General features: G+C 72.3%; 19 protein-coding genes. 4 read left to right on the top strand and 15 right to left on the bottom strand.

Translation table 11 applies throughout. The features are described 5' to 3' along the window. Positions 1 to 35 precede the first annotated feature (35 nt). Genes MJ604_RS00440 through MJ604_RS00425 form a run of 4 tightly spaced genes read right to left on the bottom strand, consistent with a single transcriptional unit; the run spans position 36 to position 5,428 of the window. On the bottom strand, positions 36 to 1,910 hold the full coding sequence (locus MJ604_RS00440) for a Na+/H+ antiporter (RefSeq protein WP_243056307.1): 1,875 nt from the start codon (positions 1,908 to 1,910) through the stop codon (positions 36 to 38). A gap of 13 nt (positions 1,911 to 1,923) precedes the next feature. Further along, positions 1,924 to 3,489, bottom strand: a complete 1,566-nt coding sequence (gene menD / locus MJ604_RS00435; RefSeq protein ID WP_243056306.1) for a 2-succinyl-5-enolpyruvyl-6-hydroxy-3-cyclohexene-1-carboxylate synthase — start codon at positions 3,487 to 3,489, stop codon at positions 1,924 to 1,926. Then, on the bottom strand, positions 3,486 to 4,442 hold the full coding sequence (locus MJ604_RS00430) for an o-succinylbenzoate synthase (RefSeq protein ID WP_308194100.1): 957 nt from the start codon (positions 4,440 to 4,442) through the stop codon (positions 3,486 to 3,488). Before MJ604_RS00430 ends, menD begins: the two co-directional genes overlap by 4 nt. Next, positions 4,439 to 5,428 (bottom strand): AMP-binding protein, encoded by a 990-nt coding sequence (locus tag MJ604_RS00425; protein WP_243056305.1) that lies wholly within the window; start codon positions 5,426 to 5,428, stop codon positions 4,439 to 4,441. The genes MJ604_RS00430 and MJ604_RS00425 overlap by 4 nt, the downstream gene beginning before the upstream one ends. A 36-nt stretch (positions 5,429 to 5,464) precedes the next feature. On the opposite strand from MJ604_RS00425, the gene MJ604_RS00420 reads away from it, so the two are divergent. Further along, positions 5,465 to 6,709, top strand: a complete 1,245-nt coding sequence (locus MJ604_RS00420; protein ID WP_243056304.1) for an MFS transporter — start codon at positions 5,465 to 5,467, stop codon at positions 6,707 to 6,709. A 10-nt stretch (positions 6,710 to 6,719) separates the two neighbouring features. Further along, complete coding sequence (locus MJ604_RS00415; RefSeq protein WP_243056303.1) at positions 6,720 to 7,595, top strand: 1,4-dihydroxy-2-naphthoate polyprenyltransferase; 876 nt, start codon at positions 6,720 to 6,722, stop codon at positions 7,593 to 7,595. Positions 7,596 to 7,700: 105 nt separating this feature from the next. On the opposite strand, the gene MJ604_RS00410 is transcribed toward MJ604_RS00415, so the two are convergent. Further along, positions 7,701 to 7,967, bottom strand: coding sequence for a DUF4229 domain-containing protein (locus MJ604_RS00410; RefSeq protein ID WP_243056302.1), 267 nt, complete (start codon positions 7,965 to 7,967; stop codon positions 7,701 to 7,703). Between the two features lie 43 nt (positions 7,968 to 8,010). Between MJ604_RS00410 and MJ604_RS00405 the strand changes: the two genes are divergently transcribed. After that, positions 8,011 to 8,220 carry a hypothetical protein gene (locus tag MJ604_RS00405; protein ID WP_243056301.1) on the top strand — a complete coding sequence of 70 codons (210 nt, stop codon included), beginning with the start codon at positions 8,011 to 8,013 and terminating at the stop codon, positions 8,218 to 8,220. Here MJ604_RS00405 and ccsB read toward each other — a convergent pair. From ccsB to hemL, 6 genes are read right to left on the bottom strand one after another with little or no spacing between them, the layout of a single operon-like run. Then, the gene (gene ccsB / locus MJ604_RS00400; protein ID WP_243056300.1) at positions 8,217 to 9,206 is read right to left on the bottom strand and encodes a c-type cytochrome biogenesis protein CcsB; all 990 of its coding nucleotides are present in this window, start codon (positions 9,204 to 9,206) and stop codon (positions 8,217 to 8,219) included. The genes MJ604_RS00405 and ccsB overlap by 4 nt on opposite strands. Next, complete coding sequence (locus MJ604_RS00395; protein WP_243056299.1) at positions 9,203 to 10,780, bottom strand: cytochrome c biogenesis protein ResB; 1,578 nt, start codon at positions 10,778 to 10,780, stop codon at positions 9,203 to 9,205. The genes ccsB and MJ604_RS00395 overlap by 4 nt, the downstream gene beginning before the upstream one ends. Further along, the gene (locus MJ604_RS00390; RefSeq protein WP_243056298.1) at positions 10,777 to 11,538 is read right to left on the bottom strand and encodes a cytochrome c biogenesis CcdA family protein; all 762 of its coding nucleotides are present in this window, start codon (positions 11,536 to 11,538) and stop codon (positions 10,777 to 10,779) included. The genes MJ604_RS00395 and MJ604_RS00390 overlap by 4 nt, the downstream gene beginning before the upstream one ends. Next, on the bottom strand, positions 11,531 to 12,100 hold the full coding sequence (locus MJ604_RS00385) for a TlpA disulfide reductase family protein (protein ID WP_243056297.1): 570 nt from the start codon (positions 12,098 to 12,100) through the stop codon (positions 11,531 to 11,533). Before MJ604_RS00385 ends, MJ604_RS00390 begins: the two co-directional genes overlap by 8 nt. A 1-nt stretch (position 12,101) precedes the next feature. Then, positions 12,102 to 12,785 (bottom strand): histidine phosphatase family protein, encoded by a 684-nt coding sequence (locus MJ604_RS00380; RefSeq protein WP_243056296.1) that lies wholly within the window; start codon positions 12,783 to 12,785, stop codon positions 12,102 to 12,104. Then, a complete protein-coding gene (gene hemL / locus MJ604_RS00375) occupies positions 12,782 to 14,098 on the bottom strand; it encodes a glutamate-1-semialdehyde 2,1-aminomutase (RefSeq protein WP_243056295.1) in 1,317 nt (438 codons plus the stop codon). The genes MJ604_RS00380 and hemL overlap by 4 nt, the downstream gene beginning before the upstream one ends. Positions 14,099 to 14,350: 252 nt before the next feature. Between hemL and MJ604_RS00370 the strand changes: the two genes are divergently transcribed. Beyond that, on the top strand, positions 14,351 to 15,547 hold the full coding sequence (locus MJ604_RS00370; protein ID WP_243056294.1) for a lytic murein transglycosylase: 1,197 nt from the start codon (positions 14,351 to 14,353) through the stop codon (positions 15,545 to 15,547). Positions 15,548 to 15,779: 232 nt separating this feature from the next. On the opposite strand, the gene hemB is transcribed toward MJ604_RS00370, so the two are convergent. From hemB to MJ604_RS00350, 4 genes are read right to left on the bottom strand one after another with little or no spacing between them, the layout of a single operon-like run. Then, on the bottom strand, positions 15,780 to 16,766 hold the full coding sequence (hemB, locus tag MJ604_RS00365; RefSeq protein WP_243056293.1) for a porphobilinogen synthase: 987 nt from the start codon (positions 16,764 to 16,766) through the stop codon (positions 15,780 to 15,782). Next, complete coding sequence (locus MJ604_RS00360) at positions 16,763 to 18,433, bottom strand: uroporphyrinogen-III synthase (protein ID WP_243056292.1); 1,671 nt, start codon at positions 18,431 to 18,433, stop codon at positions 16,763 to 16,765. The genes hemB and MJ604_RS00360 overlap by 4 nt, the downstream gene beginning before the upstream one ends. Next, complete coding sequence (gene hemC, locus MJ604_RS00355) at positions 18,430 to 19,371, bottom strand: hydroxymethylbilane synthase (protein ID WP_243056291.1); 942 nt, start codon at positions 19,369 to 19,371, stop codon at positions 18,430 to 18,432. Before hemC ends, MJ604_RS00360 begins: the two co-directional genes overlap by 4 nt. Beyond that, a complete protein-coding gene (locus tag MJ604_RS00350) occupies positions 19,368 to 20,657 on the bottom strand; it encodes a glutamyl-tRNA reductase (protein ID WP_243056290.1) in 1,290 nt (429 codons plus the stop codon). The genes hemC and MJ604_RS00350 overlap by 4 nt, the downstream gene beginning before the upstream one ends. Positions 20,658 to 20,700: the final 43 nt, after the last annotated feature.

The raw sequence follows: 20,700 nt of genomic DNA, 5'->3' as shown, positions 1-20,700 counted from the left end.
AACATGGTGAACCTGCGACAGGGCGACCCGCCCAGCTACGCCGTCAGGTGGTGCACGTAGCACCACCGCCAGTTCTCGCCGGGCTCGGCGGACTGCATGACGGCGTGCTGCGTGTCGTGGAAGTGCTCGGTGGCGTGCTGGAGCTGCGAGGAGTCGCAGCACCCGACGTTGCCGCACTCGAGGCAGCGCCGCAGCGACACCCACGGGGTGCCGGCCTCCACGCAGGCCCGGCAGTACGTCGCCGGCTCCTCATCGACGGTCGGGTGCTGCTCGAGGTCGGCGCACAGGTCGCCGATCTGCCAGCGGCGGGCGGCGTACGCCGCGGTCTCGTCGCGCTCCTGCTCCGCGCTGTCGAGCATCGACTCCTCGACGTCCAGCATCGCCAGCACGTCGGCGACCACCTCGGAGGGGACCTGTCCCTCGCTGCGGATCTCCAGGATCCGGTTGCGCTCGGCGTCGATGAGCCGGCTGCGGATCCGGTAGTACAGCGCGGCCGGCGACTCCTGGTCGCTCTGGGTGCCGAGGCGCTCCCAGGCGGCGAAGTTGCGCTGGTCGAGCCGCTGCCGGATCAGGTCGACGACGCCCGCGGGGTCGTCGTACTCCAGGGAGTCCAGCTCCTCGAGCGCGGCCTTCGACGCCTGCTGCAGCAGGGTGGCGCGAGCGAGCGCGTCGTCGAGCGGGTCCGGCGCGGGGACGCGGAGCCTGCGGGCGAACCACGGCAGCGAGAGGCCCTGGATGAGCAGGGTCCCGGCCACGACCGTGAACGCGATCATGAAGAGCACCTCGCGGTGCTCGGTGGTCGGCGGGATGGCGAACGCGGCGGCGAGCGTGACCACGCCACGCATGCCCGCCCAGCCGAGCAGGAACATGAACGACCACGGCGGTACGGCGTGGCTCGCGTCGCGGTCGCGCGGGCGCCGGAAGAGCACCCAGCGCGAGCCCATCACCCACACGAGCCGGAGCACGATCACGGCCGCGAGCGTCGCGAGGCAGACCGCGACGATGCGGCCGGCACCCAGGTCGCTGTCGGCGAGGTCCTGGAACAGCCACTGGGCCTGGAGGCCGATCAGCGCGAAGACGGTGTTCTCGAGCAGGAAGGAGACCGTGCGCCAGTTGATGCGCTCCGCGATCCGCGACTGCGCGGTCTGCAGCACCGGGGCACGGTGACCGAGCAGCAGGCCGGCGACGACGACGGCGATCACGCCGGAGACGTGGACCTCCTCGGCGACGATGTAGCAGAAGAACGGCACCACCAGCGAGAGCGCGACGTCGATCGCCGGGTCGGTGATCCGGCGCCGCATCCGGGCGACGATCCAGTACGCCGCCAGGCCGATCGCCGTGCCGCCGACCGCGGCGACCAGGAAGTCGAGGCCGATGCCCCACACCGACACCGCGACGGTGCCGGCGGCGACGCCGAGGGCGGTGCGCAGCAGCACCAGGGCGGTGGCGTCGTTGAAGAGCGACTCGCCCTCGAGGATCGTGACGATCTTGCGGGGCAGGCCGATGTGCCGCCCGATCGCGGTCGCCGCGACGGCGTCCGGTGGGGCGACGACCGCGCCGAGCGCGATCGCGACGGCCCACGGGATGCCGGGGATCAGCTCGTGCACCACCCAGGCGACGCCGAGGGTCGTGAACACGACGGCCCCGACCGAGAGCAGCAGGATCGGGCGCCGGTAGGCGTTGAAGTCGACGAGCGACGACGAGATCGACGCGGCGTACAGCAGCGGCGGCAGCAGGCCGATCAGCACGACCTCGGGCTCGAGGTGCACCTGCGGGACGAACGGCAGGAACGACGCCCCGACGCCGGCGACGACGAGCAGCAGCGGCGACGGGATCCCGACCCAGCGCGACACCATCACGCCGCCGAGGACACCGATGGCGAGCGAGATCATGAAGAGGGCGACGTCCACGGGGTCATTCTTCCTAAGGCCGCAAGGACCGGATGCGCTCGTCCAAGGCGCGGCGGTTGTCACGGCGTACGACGGCCTCGATGACCTCGATGCCGCCGTTGGGGCTGGCCAGCGCCTGCTCGAGCTCCGGGAGGCTGGTGACGCGCAGGTGCGGGGTGCGCGTGGCGGCGCACAGCGACGCCAGGTCGACGCCGTGCGGGGTGCCGAAGAGCCGCTCGTGCTGCTCGGCGTACTCGCTCGCGCCCTGCTCCAGCATCGAGAAGATCGAGCCACCGTCGTCGTTCACGACCACGATCGTCAGGTCCGGCATCGGCTCCCCCGGGCCGATGACCAGGCCGTTGGAGTCGTGCAGGAACGTCACGTCCCCCATCAGGGCGAGGGACCGCGTGCTGTCCGGGCGGGCCAAGGCGGCGCCGATCGCCGTGGAGATGGTGCCGTCGATGCCGGCGAGGCCACGGTTCGCGAGCACCTTGCGGCGCGCGCCGACGCGGTAGCGCGGCACCATCAGGTCCAGGTCGCGGATCGGGCTCGAGGCCCCCACCACGAGCAGCGCGCCCTCCTCGAACGCCCGCGCGACGGCACCGGCGACCTCGTGCGGCGTCAGCTCGGGCTCGGCCGCGAGCAGCGCGTCGAGCTGGCGCGAGACCGAGCGGTCGGCGGCGTGCCACTCCTCGAGCCAGGCCGGGTCGTCGGGCTGCGCCACGGTGGGGACGACCGGCAGCCGCTCGGTGACCGGGAACGGGCGCTCGTGCCAGACGCCGTACGCCGGGGTGTCGATGACGTGGACGTCGGCGCGCGCGAGCAGCCGGCTGACGGGGCGCGACAGCGTCGGGTGCCCGCAGACGACCACGCGCTCGACGCGGTCGCCGAGGTCGGTGCCGAGCAGCAAGCGGTAGGCGCGGATGGCGTTCTCGCCGGTGCGCGAGCCGCTCGACGGCTCGGCGAGGAGAGGCCAGCCGGCCCGCTCGGCGAGCATCCGCGCCGGCGGTCCGGCGTCGTCGCCGGCGACGACGACCGTGCGCGGACCGTTGGGGATCGTCACGTGCACGGCCGCGCGCAGGTGCCGCACGGGCTCGCCGGGGATGACGTCGGGCGTCCAGCGGCCCTCGGGCACCAGCGGCTCCTCGAGGGGGACGTTGACGTGCACCGGACCAGTCGTCATGAGCTCGAGCAGCCCGGTGGCGTCCTGCGTCTCGACGAGCGGGCCGAAGACGCCGACCTGGTCGGTGGTCTGGTTGGCGCTGGTGCCGCGCATCCGAGCCGGACGGTCGGCGGTCACGACCACCAGGTCGACGTCGGCATGGGCGGCCTCGAGGATCGCCGGGTGGAGGTTCGCGACGCCGGTGCCGGACGTGCAGATCACCGCCGCCCGCCGGTGGTTGCGCGACAGCCCGAGGGCGAGGAACCCGGCGGTGCGCTCGTCGATCCGCGTGTGCAGCCGGACGAGTCCTGCGGCGGCCGCGTCGAACGCCGCGAACGACAGCGGTGCGTTGCGCGATCCGGGCGCGATCACGATCTCGGTGACGCCGGCCTCGATCAGGGCGGCGACGACCTGACGGGCCAGCGCGGTGGAGCTCACGAGCGTCGATCCTGCCGCACCGCGCGTACGGCGGCGAGCCGGGCCTCCCAGTGCGCGACCCGCTCGGGATCGGCCTCGATCAGCGACTCGTCGACGGTCGGCACCCGCACCGGGAGCATGCCGTCGACCGGGAGCAGCGGGTCCGTGACGACGTCGCGCTCGAGCAGCTGCACGGTCGCCAGCCCGCACGCGTACGGCAGGTCCGGCAGCGCGGCCGCCAGGGCGACACCGGCGGCGATCCCGACGCTGGTCTCCAGCGCCGAGGAGACCACGACCGGCAGCCCGATGTCCTCGGCGATCCGCAGGCACGCGCGCACCCCGCCGAGCGGCTGCACCTTGAGCACCGCGACGTCCGCGGCCTCGAGATCCCGGACCCGGTACGGATCGGCGGCCCGACGAATCGACTCGTCCGCCGCGATCGGCACCGACACTCGGCGGCGTACGGCGGCCAGGTCCTCGACCGCCATGCAGGGCTGCTCGACGTACTCCAGGCCGTCGGCGGCCAGGTCGAGCACGGTGATCGACGCGACGGCGGTCTCGACGTCCCAGAGCCCGTTGGCGTCCACGCGGATCCGCCCGTCGCGACCGAGCGCGTCGCGGACCGCCTCCAGCCGCGCCTGGTCGTCGGCGAGGGTCTGGCCCGGCTCGGCGACCTTGACCTTCGCGGTGCGGCAGCCGCCGCGCGTGACGATCGCGTGCGCCTGCTCGGGCCCGACGGCGGGGACCGTGACGTTGACCGGTACGGCGTCGCGCACCGGCTCCGGCCAGTCCCCTGCCGCGGCCTCCTCGGCACAGCGCAGCCAGGGCTCGGCGACCTCGTCGTCGTACTCCAGGAAGGGGCTCCACTCGCCCCAGCCGCGCCCCCCGGACTCCGGGGAGCCGCGGAACAACACACCCTCGCGGACCGTGATGCCGCGGAACCTCGTGCGCATCGGCAGGCTGTAGACCTTCACACTCCCCCCTGAATGACAGAGTCCTTCAACGTGAGCCGGTCCGGCTTGCCGTTGGGCAGCAGCGGGATCGCGTCGAGAAGGACGACCTGCCGGGGTCCCCACGACCGCGGGTGCGTCTCCGCCACCCAGGCGCGCGCGTCCTCGAGGTCGAGGGTGCCGACCACGAACGCGACCAGCCGGTTGCCCCACTCCTCGTCCGGTACGCCGAGCACCTCGACCGCCTCGACCGAGGGGTGCGCGCGCAGCCGGGCCGCGACCGCCGGGCCGGGGACGTTGACCCCGCCGCTGACCACGACGTCGTCCAGGCGGCCCAGCACCTGCAGCCGGCCGTCGTCGTCGAGGCGACCGGCGTCGGACGTCAGGAACCACCCGTCGACGAGGACCTCGGCGGTCCGCGCCGGGTCACCGTCGTACCCGTCGAACAGCGTGGGCCCGGCGATCCGGATGCGGCCGTCGTTGTCGATCTTCAGCGCCACGCCGTCGAGCGCGTAGCCGTCGTACACGCAGCCGCCCGCGGTCTCCGCGGAGCCGTAGGTCGCGACCACGTGCACGCCCGCCTCCTCGGCACGCGCCCGCAGGCCCGGGTCGATCGGGCCGCCGCCGAGCAGCACGGTGTGGAAGGACCGCAGCGCGTCGGCGTCGCCGTCGAGCAGGCGGTGCAGCTGGGTCGGCACCAGCGAGACGAAGTCGGCGTCCCGCGCGGCCTCGGCGAACGACGCGTGGTCGTCGAGCAGCACCGGCTCGTGGCCCGCGACCAGCGAGCGGCACACGACCTGGAGGCCGGCGACGTACGACGACGGCACGGCGAGCAGCCACCGGCCGGATGCCCCGAGTCGGCGCGCGGACGCCTCCACCGAGGCCAGCACAGCAGCCCGGGAGAGCGCCACCCGCTTGGGGACGCCGGTCGACCCGGACGTCTCGACCAGCCACGGAGCGGGGTCGTCGGCGGCCAGCCAGGCGGCGAGCTCGCGGACCGCGGAATTCACGCGACCGACCCTAGTCGGGCGTGGTGGGATACCGCCGTGCCATCCCGTCTCGACCGCTTCCTGCCACCCACTCCCCTGGCTCGGAGGCTGTCGGAGCAGTCGGTCCTCTCGGCCGCCGGCGAGGGCGCGTTCCTCACGGGCAGCGCGGTGTTCTTCACCCAGATCGTCGGGCTCAGCGCGGCCCAGGTGGGCCTCGGCCTGACCGTCGCCGGGATCGCGGCGTTCTTCTGCGCCGTACCGCTCGGCCGAGCGGCGGACCGGATCGGCCCGAAGCGGCTGTGGTGGATGGGCGCCACCGGGCAGGCGGCGCTGTTCCTTGCCTGGCCGTTCATCGGCAGCTTCGCGGCGTTCCTCGTGATGATGGTCGTGCTCGAGGTGGTGCAGGTCGCGGCCTGGAACGGCCGCGGCGCGTACACGATCGACGTGTTCCCGCACGACGAACGGGTCCGCTCGATGGCGTTCATGCGGGCAGCCCGGAACATCGGCTACAGCCTCGGCGCGATGATCGGCGGGATCGCGCTCGCGTTCGACAGCGACACGATCCTCCAGGCGGTGCCGTGGGTGACCGCGGGCATCCTCTTCCTCAACGCGCTGATGGTCAGCCGGCTCCCGAACGCCGAGCACGACGAGCTCCCGGCCACGCCGGTCGAGAAGGCGCTGACGTCCGGCGCGCTCCGCAACCGCGGGTTCGTGCTGCTCAACGTGTTCGACGGCGTGCTCGGGACCAACCAGGTGCTGCTGAACATCGTGATCCCGCTCTGGTTGGTGCAGGAGACCGACGCACCGCACGTGCTGCTGGCGTGGCTGTTCGGCACCAACACGGTGCTCGCCGTGCTCCTCCAGGTGCCGGCGGCCCGAGGCGTGAACTCGGTCTCGTCATCGCTGCGCGCGGCCCGGATCTCGGCCGCGTTCTTCGTGCTCTCGTGCTTCATCGTGCTGGTCACCCACGACACGGTCGGCTGGACGACGATCCTGCTGGTCTGGGTCGGGCACGTGACCGTGACCGGGGCCGAGCTGTTCCAGTCGGCCGGGCACTGGGGCTTCCTGTCCGAGCTCTCGGACCCCGAGCGACGCGGGGAGTACCAAGGCACCGCCCACCTGGGCGGGACCCTGGGCAGCGTCTGGGCGCCGGCGGTGTTCACCTACCTCGCGATGGAGCAGGGCACCCTCGGCTGGCTGACGATCGCGGGCATCGTCGTGGTCGCGACGATCTTCATGAAGCCGACCGCCGCGGCGGCGGAGCGCTACCTGACGCGCAGCCAGCAGCCCGCGGCTGCTTGAATCTCCCTTCGTGGCAACTCCTTCCCAGTGGCTCGCCGGCGCGCGGCCCCGCACGCTCCCGGCCGCGCTCTCCCCGGTGCTCGCCGGCTCGGGCGTCGCGGCGTACGTCGACGGCTTCGTGTGGTGGAAGGCGCTGCTCGCGCTCGTCGTCGCCCTCGCGCTGCAGGTCGCGGTGAACTACGCGAACGACTACTCCGACGGCATCCGCGGGACCGACGCCGACCGGGTCGGCCCGATGCGGCTGGTCGGCTCGGGTGCCGCTCCGGCTGCCGCGGTGAAGCGAGCGGCGTTCCTGGCCTTCGGCGTCGCCGCGGTCGCGGGCCTGGTGCTCGCCGCCACCACCGCCTGGTGGCTCGTGGCGGTCGGGCTCGTCTCGGTGCTGGCCGCGTGGTTCTACACCGGCGGCTCGAAGCCGTACGGCTACCTCGGCCTCGGCGAGGTCATGGTGTTCGTGTTCTTCGGACTGGTCGCGGTCGTCGGCACGACGTACGTCCAGACCGAGACGTGGGAGTGGGCCTCGCTCTGGGCGGCCGTCGGCATCGGCGCCCTCGCCTGCGCGATCCTCGTCGCGAACAACCTGCGCGACATCCCGACCGACACGCTCGCCGGCAAGCGCACCCTGGCCGTCGTGCTCGGCGACCGGCGCACCCGGCTGCTGTACGCCGCCCTGGTGCTCCTCGCCGCCGTCGCCGTCGTGCTGGTCGCGCTCGTGTCGTGCTGGTGGGTCCTCGTGGGCCTGGGCTTCCTGCTGCTGGCCCTGCCCGCCGCGCGCACCGTCCTCGGGGGCGCCACCGGCCCAGGGCTGATCCCGGTGCTCCAGGAGACCGGCCTCGCCGAGCTGCTCTGGGCGGTCCTCGTCAGCGCCGCGCTGGTCGTCTGCGGCTGACGCCCCAACACATGTAACGCGGGGTTATGCCCTCTGGTGACCTCGAAATTTCAGGGTGCCCAGTGGCACAAACCCCGCGTTACAAGCGGGGGCGGCGCGGCGACGTCAGGCGCCGTCCGCGTCCTCCTTGGCGCGCATCTCGTCGAGCTTGGAGGACATCTTCTGGGCACGGGTGTCGACCTTCCGCGCCAGCGCCTCACGGGGCCCGTTGAGGAGGAAGTACGACCCGAGGCCGCTCATGACGAACGCGATCACGACGGCCCAGAAGACGGGCACCTCGCCGGCGACGAGGACCCAGACCCCGGCGACGATCCCGAACGAGCCAAGGAAGAGGACGAGGCGCAGCAGGGTGTAGATCCAGAACTCCTTCACCCGATCAGAGTAGGCGTGACCACGCACCGCCTACATTGGAGGGGTGCTGAGATTCCTGCTCGTGGTGATCCTCGTCGCGGTCGCGATCTACCTCACCGTGCGTGTGATCCAGCGGCGCGGCGTCGCCCCGGCCCCCCGCCGGCCGAAGCCCAAGCCGCAGCCGCCCCGCGTGATGGGGCCCGACGACGACCCGGACTTCCTGCGCGACCTCGACCGGAAGCGCAAGCACCCGGAGGACCCGGAAGCCGGCTAGCGCTGCTGCACCACAGCCGGCGCGCCGCCGGCGTACGAGTGCTGGCTGGTCGTCGAGAAGTAGTTGATCCCGATGAAGTTGAACCACAGCGTCGCCATGCCGACCAGCGCCAGGATCGCGGCGTTGCGGCCCTTCCAGCCGGCGGTGGTGCGCGCGTGGAGGTACGCCGCGTAGACCACCCAGGTGATGAACGCCCACACCTCCTTGGGGTCCCAGTTCCAGTACGACGACCAGGCCTGGTGCGCCCAGATCGGGCCGGTGATCAGCACCGCGAAGGTCCACACCGGGAAGCCGAACGCGTGCAGCCGGTACGACACCCGGTCCAGCACCTCGGGCTGCGGGAGCCGCGCGACGTACCCGGTGGTCCGCTCCGAGCCGCGCGACTTCACGAGGAACATCGCCGACGTGATGCCGCCGAGCGTGAACGCGCCGGTGGCGATGATCGCGGAGACCACGTGGATCACCAGCCAGTACGACGTCAGCGCCTCGGTGAGCGGCGCGACCGGTGCGTAGAGCCAGATCGCCGCGACCATGAGGACCGTCAGCACGAACGCGACGACGATCGGGGCCATCCACGCGAGCTTGAGCCGGTGGTAGAGCGCGACGTAGATCAGCGCGACCACGAAGCTGCCGGCCAGCGTGAACTCGTACATGTTGCCCCACGGCACCCGGTTCGGGTCGGCGGCCATCCCGCGCGCGAGCAGCGCGACGAACTGGATCGCCACGGCCAGGCAGGTCAGCAGGAAGCCGAGCCGCCCGAACAGCTCGGTACGCCGCCGCTTCGCCTCACCGGCCTCGTCGGGGCCGGTCGCCACCGCGATGCCGCCCGGGATGTCGACCGAGCTCTGTCGCTCGGAGCCGGCGGCCACCGGGAGGGTGCGCAGCGAGCTCCACTCGATCAGGTGCGCGATCAGGGCCAGGAAGTACACCAGCCCGGCGGCGGCGACCGCCTGGTTGCTGAGCGTCTCCCAGGAGGCGTCGGTCATGCCTTGTCCTCTCGTTGCAGGGCGGCCACGAGCTCGTCGACGACGGCGGCGGTGTCTCCACCACCGGACCGGTCGAGGGCGGCCACCTCGACCAGTGTGCCGTGCTCGTCGCGACGGGCGCGAACCCAGACCCGACGCGGACGGATGAACAGCGACCCGAGCAGGCCGATCAGCGCGAGCACGACACCGGCGAGCGCGATCCACTTCCCGGGGGTCTGGCTAATCTGCAGCTTGGTCCAGCGCTCGACGCCGTCGAAGCTCACGGTCCCGAGGCCGTTGGGCAGCGTGACCTCCTCGCCGGGCTGCAGGTCGACGCGGTACGGCGCGCCGTTCTTCTTGCGCAGCATCGGGGCGTCGGACTTGTCGAGCGAGTACACCGACTGCGGGACCCCGGCGTCCATGTTGAGGTCGCCGGTGTAGACGAGCATCGAGATCATCGGGTTGCCGAGGTCGCCGAACGCCGAGAAGTACGTGCCGGTGTGGTCGCTGAACGCCGCGGTCGGGTAGAACTCCCCCTCCAGCCCGATCTGCGTCGGCTCCGCGGTGTTCGCCTTCACGACGCCGATGGACTGGAACGTCTGGTCGAGCGGCAGGAAGATCGTCGGCCCGCTGTAGACGACGTCGCCGTTGCCGTCCTTCACCGTGATCACCGGCGCGTAGCCGTGCCCGATGAGGAACACGTCGGTGTTCCCGATCGTGAGGGGGTGGTTGACCTTGAGGTCGTACTCCTCCTCCGGCGAGTCCAGCGACTCCTGGTACGTCGTGTGCGCGACGAAGCCGCGCGCCTGGCCGGCGGCGGCGCCCTCGGTGAGCCAGTCGATGTCGAAGTCGTCGACGGTGAGGAAGAACGGCTCCATGTCGTCGGCCCCGAACAGGCTGCCCGGGTCGAAGTCGTCGTACTGCGTGAGCGTGTTCGAGAAGCCGTTGCCGACCACCAGGATCACGCCGCCCTTGTAGCCGAGCAGGCTGCCGATCGCGAAGCCGACCAGCACCACCAGCACGGACAGGTGGAACAGCAGGTTGCCGACCTCGCGCAGGTAGCCGCGCTCGGCGGAGACCCACTTGTCGGGGCCGTCGGACACCGTCAGCCGGTAGCGCCGCTTGCCCAGCGCAGCCCGGGCGCGCTCCAGCAGCACGTCCGGGTCCTCCGTGGAGTGGTACGCCGCATGGTCCGGCAGCCGGGTGAGGTTGCGGGGCGCGGCCGGCGGCTTGGCGCGGATGCCGCGCCAGTAGTGCCACGTGCGCGGCACGATGCAGCCGACCAACGACAGCATCAGCAGCAGGTAGATCGCCGAGAACCACGGGGAGTCGTAGACCGAGAACAGGCTCAGCTTCTCGTAGATCGGCGTGAGCTCCGGGTGGTCGGCCTGCCAGTTCGACGTCTTCAGGGCGTCGACGCCGGACTGCGGGATCACCGAGCCCGGGATCGCCGCGAGCGCGAGGAGCAGCAGCAGGATCAGCGCGGTCCGCATCGAGGTGACCTGGCGCCAGATCCAGCGCAGCAGCTCGCCGAAGCCGAGCTCGCCGGGCTTGCGGTCGTCCTCGGGGGGACGGGTGCTCAGGGACGTGCTCACAGGGACACCTCGGACGTGTCGATCAGGTGCACCTGGATCCAGGTCACGGCGTCCGCCCACCAGCCGGTGATCAGCAGGACGCCCACGGCGACGAGCATCAGCCCGCCCGCGCGCATCACCCAGAGCTGGTGCTTGCGCACCCACGCGATGGCCGACAGGGCCTTCTCGTAGGCGAGGCCGGCCAGGATGAACGGGATCCCGAGCCCGAGGGCGTAGACGGCCGACAGCAGGCCACCGCGCGCGGCGGTGCCCTCGGTGACGGCCAGGGTGGTGATCGCCCCCAGGGTCGGGCCGATGCACGGCGTCCAGCCGAGCCCGAACAGGAAGCCGAGCACCGGCGCGGCCGCCAGGCCGACGGCCGGCACCTGGTGGATCCGCCAGTCCCGGTTGAGGAAGGGCAGCCAGCCGGCGAACGCGAGACCGAGCACGATCATCAGCACGCCGAGCACGATCGCGAGCTCGCGGCTCCAGTCGACCAGCCAGGCGCCGAGGGCCCCCGAGGCCGTGCCGAGGATGACGAACACGACCGTGAAGCCGAGCACGAAGAGCAGCGACCCGAGGAACATCCGGCCGCGGCGCGTGCCGGCGACGCCGTTGGCGAGGTCGGCGCCGGACAGCCCGGTCGCGTAGGAGAGGTAGCCCGGCAGCAGCGGGATCACGCACGGGGAGAAGAACGAGACCAGTCCGGCGATCAGCGCCACCGGGATCGCCAGCAGCATCGACCCGGACAGCGCGGTCTCACGGAACCAGTCACCCATCGGCTGCTACGTCCTCCACGACGTCGACGAGCGTCTGGGTCGACGGGATCGGGCCGATGATGCTCGCGGCCACGCGCCCCTCCGCGTCGAGGACGACCGTGGCCGGGACCGTGCGCGGCGAGAGGACGCCCGGGAACGCGAGCAGCGCCTTGCCGTCCGGCTCGTAGAACGACGGGTACTCCACGCCGTACTTGCGGTCGTGCGACAGGGCCTGCGCCGTGGACGGGTCGCGCAGGTTGATGCCGACGAAGCTGGCGGTGTCGCCGAGCTCCTCCGCCGCGTCGACCAGGTCCGAGGCCTCGGCGACGCACTCGGCGCACCACGAGCCCCACACGTTGAGCACGGTCGGCTTGCCGCGGAAGTCCGACACCGCGATCGGGTCACCGTCGAGGTCCTCGCCGGCGTACTCGATCGGGTCGCCGCGGTCGACGGCCTTCACGATCTGCACGTCGCCGTTGCCGGAGATGTAGCCGTTGCTGCCGGTGCCCTCGAGGGAGGAGCAGCCGGTCGCGAGCAGCAGGGCAGAGGTGAGCGCCAGGGCACCCAGGAGAGAACGGGACATGTCAGGGTCGGTCCGCCTCGGGCGCGCCACCGGCGGAGAACGGCGCCTTCTTGTCCTTGAGCGGGATCAGGTCACCGGCCGGCTCGGAGTAGCTGACCTGGGTGATCCGGTCGCCGACGAAGTGCAGCGAGGTCAGCGAGCAGAGCGTGCACTCGCGGCGTCGCGGGTCGTGCAGCTGGCGCCGGCCCTCGACGTGCAGCCGGGTCGTCCAGATCGGCAGCTGGTGCGAGACGATCACGGCCTCGTGGCCGGCGGCGGCCTGCCGCGCGTCCTCGACCGCGGCCATCATCCGGGCCACGATCGTGGCGCTCGCCTCGCCCCACGACGGCTTGAACGGGTTGTAGAGGTAGCGCCAGAGCCGGGGCCGCTTGACGATCGTCATCGCGCCCTCGCCGAAGTTCAGGCCCTCGAACTTGTTGGTCGACTCGATGACCCGCTCGTCGGTGACGATCTCGAGGCCGCGCGCCGCGGCGAGCGGGCGGGCGGTCTCCTGCGCGCGCTCGAGCGGCGAGACCCGCAGGTGCACGATGTCGCGGTCGCCGATGCTGTCGGCGACCCGCTGCGCCATGGTGTTGCCGAGGTCCGAGAGGTGGAACCCGTCGCGACGGCCGTAGAGGATGCCCTCCGGGTTGTAGACCTCGCCGTGCCGCAACAGGTGGACGATGGTGTCAGGGGTCTGGCTCACGCGTTCTCCTGGGCTGCGGCCGCGGCGCGCGCGGCGTGGGGCAGGGCGTCGAGCACCGTCTGCACGGCGCGGTCGTCGTGGGCGGCGGACAGGAACCAGGCCTCGTACGCCGACGGCGGGAGGTACACGCCGTGGTCGAGCATCGCGTGGAAGTAGGCGGCGTACGCCTTCGAGTCGGTCCTCGACGCGTCGTCGAAGTCCCGGGCGGCGGTGCTCGAGAAGAAGACGGAGAACATCGTGCCCGTCGCCTGCACGACGTGCGCGACACCGGCCTTGCTCAGCTCGTCCGCGGCGGCGGTCTTGATCGTGTCGGCGGCGGCGCCGATGTGGGCGTACACGTCGTCGGTCGCGAGCCGCAGCGTGGTGAGGCCGGCAGTGGTCGCGATCGGGTTCCCCGACAGCGTGCCGGCCTGGTAGACCGGCCCTTCGGGCGCGAGCCGCGACATCACGTCCGCGCGACCGCCGAACGCCGCAGCCGGGAAGCCGCCGCCCATCACCTTGCCGAAGGTCACGAGGTCGGGCGTCCACCCCTCGACGGCGCCGTCGAGGCCCCACTGGCCCCGGCGCGAGACGCGGAAGCCGGTCATCACCTCGTCGCTGACGAACAGCGCGCCGTGCTTCGCGCAGGTCTCGGCGAGGAACTGGTTGAAACCGGGCTCGGGCGGGACGACGCCCATGTTCCCGGGCGCCGCCTCGGTGATCAGGCAGGCGATCCGGTCGCCGTGCTCGGCGAAGGCCTTCTCGACCGCGGCGCGGTCGTTGTACGGCAGCACCATCGTCAGCGCGGTCGACGACTCAGGGACGCCGGGCGTGCCCGGCAGCGCGAACGTCGCCAGGCCCGAGCCCGCCGAGGCGAGCAGCGAGTCGACGTGGCCGTGGTAGCAGCCGGCGAACTTCAGCACGACGTCGCGGCCGGTGAAGCCGCGGGCGAGACGGATCGCGGACATGGTGGCCTCGGTGCCCGAGGACACGAAGCGGACACGCTCGACGGGCGCCCGGGCGACGATCTCCTCGGCCAGCTCGACCTCGGGCTCGGTGGGGGTGCCGTACGACGTCCCGCGCGCGACGGCCGCGGTCACCGCGGCCTGCACCTCGGGGTGCGCGTGGCCGAGCAGCATCGGGCCCCACGAGCAGATCAGGTCGACGTACTCGTTGCCGTCCACGTCGGTCAGCCAGGCGCCGGCGGCGGACCGGATGAAGCGCGGCGTGCCGCCGACCGCGTTGAACGCGCGCACCGGGGAGTTCACACCACCGGGGGTGACGGCCCGGCCCCGCTCGAAGAGCGCGGCGCTGGCGTCAGTGCGTCCGGTCACCGGGCCATTGTCCCCGAGACGACCAACACCGCCGATTCGAGGTGCGCACGGGGGTGCGACGGGGTGGGCTGGACCACTTTCCGAACAGCAACGTGTTTCACCGTCATGACCTGCGGGAACGGTCGTCTCGGGGTTACCGGTCCGACATCTTCGGGGGCGGCGTACCGTAACTGCTAGTGACGGCAGTCGTTGGTTCGGTCACCCCAGTGCTGTGGGAGCACACCGGGTCGAGAGGGAACGGGAGAGCTCACGATGTCGACTGCACGCTTCGGACGCGGGCACAAGGCGATGGCCATCGTGCCCCTCGCCGTGCTCTCTGCCGCGTGGACCGCCAGCATCGCCGGCATCGGCGGGATCACCGCCGTCAGCGCGGATGCCAGCCCCGAGACCACGCTTCCTGACGGCTCCAGCGTGCCGACCGCCGCGATCGAGGCGCCCGCCAGCGTCTCCGGCGGCGGCGACCTGAACGGTGGCATCGCCCCGGGCCTGCGCGGCAACCCGCAGACCGTGGCCTCCCGCGTCACCACCTCCGGCATCCCGGCCGCGGCCCTCGCCGCCTACCAGCGCGCCGAGACCGTCATCAACTCCGCGGACCGCAGCTGCAACCTCTCGTGGCAGCTGATCGCCGCGATCGGCAAGGTCGAGTCCGACCACGGCCGGGTCAACGGCAACTCGCTCGACCGCCTGGGCGTCGCCCGCCCCGGCATCTACGGCATCGCCCTCGACGGCAACCACGGCACCACCCGGATCTCCGACACCGACGCGGGCCAGTACGACTCCGACGCGACGTACGACCGGGCGATCGGGCCGATGCAGTTCATCCCCTCGACCTGGTCGGTCGTCGGCGTGGACGCCGACGGCGACGGCAAGCGCAATCCGCAGGACGTCGACGACGCGGCCCTCGGGACCGCGGTCTACCTCTGCTCCGGCGCCGACGACCTCTCCGAGGTCCCCGGCCAGCGCGCCGCGATCTTCCGCTACAACCACAGCACGCAGTACGTCGACCTGGTCGTCTCGATCATGAACGCCTACCTCGACGGCGAGTTCACCTCGGTGCCCAACGGCACCACGTCGGCCGGGTACCTCCTGCCGGCCGAACCGGTCGAGCAGCCGTCGCACCAGGGCAACAACAACGGTCACCACGGGAACAACAACGGCGGCGGCAACAACGGCGGCAACAACGGCGGTGGCCAGCCGACGGAGGAGCCCTCGGAGCAGCCGACCGAGGAGCCCTCGGAGCAGCCGACCAACCCGACGAACCCGGGCGGCGGCGGACACCTGCCGACGCCGAGCCTCCCGCCGCTGCCGTCGACCTCGATCCCGCCGCTCGACGCGCTGCTCACGCACGCGCAGGCCGTGGTGCAGTGCACGCTCGAGGGCTACATCGACAACATCCTCAGGAGCGACGACCCGTTCGACAAGTGCGTGTACGCCTACACCCACCGGTGACGAGGGCGCTCGGCTCGCGAGGGCCGAGAAGCACGCGCTGGATCGAGTAGCCGCGCGACCGGGTCTCGATACACCGTCGCTCGTTCCTCGCGACGGCACTCGACCTCCGAGAACCAGGTCGCGACCGGCGTACCGAGATCGGGCGAGCATGGTCTCGATACGCTCGCTGGCGCTCGCTACTCGACCAACGAGCGGCTCGCTGGCGCTCGCGACTCGACCGACGACGTCGGGCTCAGCGCAGCAGGCGAGCCGCCTCGGCCGCCCAGTAGGTCAGGATCACGTCGGCGCCGGCGCGCCGGATCGCGAGCAGGGTCTCGAGGATCGCCGGCTCGCGGTCGATCCAGCCGTTCGCGGCCGCCGCCTCGAGCATGGCGTACTCCCCCGAGACGTTGTACGCCGCCACCGGGACGTCGACCGCGTCGCGGACCTGGCGGATCACGTCGAGGTAGGCGAGCGCCGGCTTCACCATCACGATGTCCGCGCCCTCCTCGACGTCGAGCAGCGCCTCGCGGACGCCCTCGATCGCGTTCGCGGAGTCCTGCTGGTAGGTCCGGCGGTCGCCCTGCAGCGACGAGTCGACGGCCTCGCGGAACGGGCCGAAGAAGGCGGAGGCGTACTTCGCGGAGTAGGCCAGGATCGACACGTCGGTGTGCTCGGCGGCGTCGAGGGCGTCGCGGACCACCGCCACCTGGCCGTCCATCATGCCGCTCGGCCCGACCATGTCGACGCCGGCGTGCGCCTGGGCGCGCGCCATCTCGGCGTACGCCGCCAGCGTGCGGTCGTTGTCGACCTTGCCGTCGGCGGTCAGCACGCCGCAGTGGCCGTGGTCGGTGAACTCGTCGAGGCACAGGTCGCTCATCACGGTGAGCCCGTCACCCACCTCGGCGACCACGTCGGTGATCGCGAGGTTGAGGATCCCGCTGGGGTCGATCGCCCCGGAGCCGGTGGCGTCCTTGTGCTCGGGGATGCCGAACAGCATCACGCCGCCCAGCCCGAGCTCGACCGCCTCGGCGGCGGCCGCCTTCAACGTCGAGCGGGTGTGCTGGACGACGCCCGGCATCGACGAGATCGGCTGCGGCTCGGTGAGCCCCTCGCGCACGAACAGCGGCAGCACCAGCTGCCGCGGCTCGACCGACGTCTCGGCCACCATCCGACGCAGCGCCGCAGTGGTCCGCAGGCGCCGCGGCCGGATGGTGGGTCCGAGACCGTCGGTCGTCATCGAGAGGTGCTGGCCTTCCGGCGCGCCGACGGCTTGCGGTCGGACGGCTTGGTGACCGGCTGGCCGGCCTCGACCAGCGCCGCGCGGCGCGAGGCGCCGAAGTCGGCAAGCGCGTCGACCAGCTCGTCGACGTCCGGCTTGGGCGCCAGCACGTCGACCCGCAGGCCGTGCTCCTCCGCGGTCTTCGCGGTGGCGGGGCCGATCACGGCGATGATCGTCGACGGGTGCGGCTTGCCGGCGATGCCGACGAGGTTGCGCACCGTGGACGACGACGTGAACACGACCGCGTCGAACTTGCCGGTCTTGATCGCGTCGCGGGTCGGCGCCGGCGGCGGAGCCGCACGGACGGTGCGGTACGCCGTGACGTCGTCGCACTCCCAGCCGAGGTCGACCAGGCCGGCGACGAGGTTCTCGGTCGCGATGTCGGCGCGCGGCAGGAAGACCCGGTTGATCGGGTCGAGCAGCTCGTCGTACTCGGGCCAGTCCTCGAGGAGACCGGCGGCGGACTGGTCACCTGACGGCACCAGGTCGGCGCGCAGGCCCCAGTCGGAGATGGCCTGCGAGGTCTTCTCGCCGACCGCAGCGATCTTCAGGCCGGAGAACGCGCGGGCGTCCAGGCCGTACTCCTCGAACTTCTCGCGGACCGCGCGGACGGCGTTGACCGAGGTGAACGCGATCCACTCGTAGCGGCCCTCGACCAGGCCGCGCACGGCCTTGTCCATCTGCAGCGGGTTGCGCGGCGGCTCGACGGAGATGGTCGGGACCTCGTCCGGGACGGCGCCGTAGCCGCGCAGCCGCTCGGAGACCGAGCCGGCCTGCTCCTTGGTGCGGGGCACCAGCACGCGCCAGCCGAACAGCGGCTTGGTCTCGAACCACGACAGCGTCTCGCGCAGGTCGACGACGTCGCCGACGACCGTGATCGCGGGCGGGGCCATCCGGGCGGCGCGCGCGTCGGCGGCGATCCGCTCGAGAGTCGAGGTGACCGTGGACTGCTCGGTGGTGGTGCCGACGCGGGTCATCGCGACCGGGGTCTCGGCCGGGCGTCCGGCGGCGACCAGCGCCTTGGCGATGTCACCGATCTGGCCCACGGCCGACAGCAGCACCAGCGTGCGCTTGTCGGCGTACCGGCTCCAGTCGACCTTGTCGCCACACGTGACGACGGCGACCTCACGGTGGTCCTTGGTGGTCAGCGGGATGCCGGCGTACGCCGGGACCGAGGCGACCGACGAGACGCCGGGGACGATCTCGAAGCCGAGGCCCGCCTTGACGCAGGCCTGCGCCTCCTCGGGACCCGAGGCGTAGAGGAACGGGTCGCCGGCCATCAGCCGTACGACGCGCAGGCCGCGCTTGGCCTGCTTGACGACGACCTTGGCACGGGCCGCGTGGGTCAGCGGCTGGCCGTCCTCGCCGAAGCCGCCGTCGACGAACTCGGGACCGGAGGTCTCGACCGGGGCCTCGGCCTCCGGGTCCGGCTCCGGGATCCCCAGCACGCTGCGGACCAGGGCCGGGTGCTCCGGGGCCTCGGTGACGACGACGTCGGCCCGCCGGAGCAGGTCGACCGCACGCACGGTCAGCAGGCCCGGGTCGCCCGGACCGCTGCCGACGAACGACACCCAGCCTCGGGTGGCTCCCGAAGTGGTGGCGGAAGTGGTGTTGCTGCGCGTCATGCGTTCTGCCTCTTGTCTGCTGTACCAGTGAGTCCTGCTGCACCGTCGGCGAGCATGTCGTCCGCCAGCCGGGTCCCGACGCCTGCCGCGTCGGAGGGGTCACCCGATGCGGACATCCGCACCGTGAGCACCCCGTCGGGTGAGAGCGCCACTGCTCGCACCCAGAGCTCTTCCTCGTCTTCTCCCTCCACGACCTCGGCCAGCGCCCCGATCGGTGCGGAGCAACCGCCTTCGAGAGTCGCCAGCACTGCTCGCTCCGCCTCGACCGCGGCGCGGGCGTACCGGTCGTCGAGGGCCCCCGCGAGGACCTCGCCGAGGTCACCCTCCGCGAGGCACTCGACCGCGAGCGCGCCCTGCCCGGGGGCGGGGAGCATCTGCAACGGGTCGAGCACCTCGGTCGCCTCGTCGAGACGCCCGATCCGGGCCAGCCCGGCCCGGGCGAGCACGACCGCGTCGTACTCGCCGGAACGCACCTTGCCGATCCGGGTGTCGACGTTCCCACGGATGCCCGTGACCTCCAAACCGAGACCGAGCGCGTGCAGCTGCGCGGCCCGGCGCGGGGAGCCCGTGCCGACCTTGCTGCCGACCGGCAGCTCGCCCAGCGTGAGGCCGTCGCGGGCGACGACGACGTCGCGCGGGTCCTCGCGGGGCGGGATGGCGGCGAGCAGGATCCCCTCGTGGGCGTACGTCGGCAGGTCCTTGAGCGAGTGGACCGCCACGTCGATGCGGCCGTCGAGGAGCGCGTCGCGGAGCGCGTTGACGAAGACGCCGGTGCCGGACGCCTCGGCGAGCGAGGTGCCGGCGGCCTGGCTGCGGTCACCGTCGGTGGTGATCTCCACCAGCTCGAACTCGAGGCCCGACTTCTGACGGAGCCGCTCGCCGACCCAGCGGGACTGGGTGGTCGCGAGCAGGGAGGCGCGGGTGCCGATACGGATCACGACAGCCCCTCCGGTCGGGTGACGGCGGTGACGGCTTCGGGGTCGAGCGCGAACAGCTCGGCGAGGGCAGCGGCGTAGGAGACCGCGCCGTCCTCGTTGGCGAGCTCCTTCACGCGGACCGTCGGCTGGTGCAGGAGCTTGTCGGCGACCCGGCGCACGGTGTGCAGCACCTCGGCGCGCGCGGCCTCGTCGAGGTCGGGGAGCCGGCCGGCGAGCCGCTCCATCTCGGCGTCGACGACCGAGGTGGCCATCGAGCGCAGCGCGACCACGGTCGGGGTGACGCTGGCCTGGCGGCGGGCGGCGAGGAACGCCGCGACCTCCTGGGTGACGATCGAGCGGACCGCCTGGACCTCGCGGCCGGCGTCGGAGTCGCGCAGCTCGGCGGCGAGCTCGGCCAGGTTGGTGAGCAGCACGCCGGGCAGGTCGGCGACCGCCGGGTCGATGTCGTGCGGCAGCGCGAGGTCGATCAGCGCCATCGGGCGGCCGTCGGGGTTCGCCGCGGCGACCATCGGGGCGGTGACCAGCACGCCGGCGGCACCGGTACAGGAGACCACGACGTCGGCGAGCGCGAGCTCGGCCTCGAGCTCGGTCAGCTGCGCCGCACGGGCGCCGTACTCCCCGGCAAGGCGGTCGGCGTTGCCGGCGGTGCGGTTCGCGACCGTCACGCTCTCGGCGCCGCGACGGGACACGGTCGCGGTGGCGAGGCCCGCCATCGCGCCGGCGCCGAGCACCAGGACCCGCTTGCCGGCGAGGTCCGCGGCGTGCGGGTTGCGGTCGAGCGCGGCGGTCACCAGCGAGGGCGCGACGCGGTCGATGTCCGTCTCGGCGCGGGCCCGCTTGCCGACGCGAAGAGCCTGCTGGAACAGGGAGTTCAGCGCCGGACCGACGCTGCCGACCTCCTGGCCGGTGCTGAGCGCGTCGCGGGTCTGGCCGAGGATCTGGCCCTCACCGAGCGCCATCGAGTCGAGCCCCGCGACGACCTGGAAGAGGTGCGAGACGGCGCCGTCGTCGTAGTGGACGTAGAGGTGCGGCAGCATCGCCTCGGTGCGCTCGCCGGCCCGCTCGACGAGCAGCCGGGAGACGTCCTCCACGCTGCCGTGGAAGCGGTCGACGTCGGCGTAGATCTCGAGCCGGTTGCAGGTCGCGATCACCGTCGCCTCGCTGACGTGCTCGCACGCCGTGACGTCGTCGATCAGCTTCTGCACGCCAGGACCGTCGAGCGCGACGCGCTCCAGCAGCGAGACCGGGGCCGACTTGTGGGACATCCCCACCACCAGGACGCTCATGGGCGTACTCGCTTCGCTCCGTGCGCGCCTGAGGCACGTCCGG

It is taken from the genome of Nocardioides sp. SR21, assembly GCF_022761125.1.
Taxonomy (GTDB): domain Bacteria; phylum Actinomycetota; class Actinomycetes; order Propionibacteriales; family Nocardioidaceae; genus Nocardioides.
Note: the sequence above shows the minus strand (reverse complement) of the source record. Positions and strands in the feature narration are given on the sequence as shown.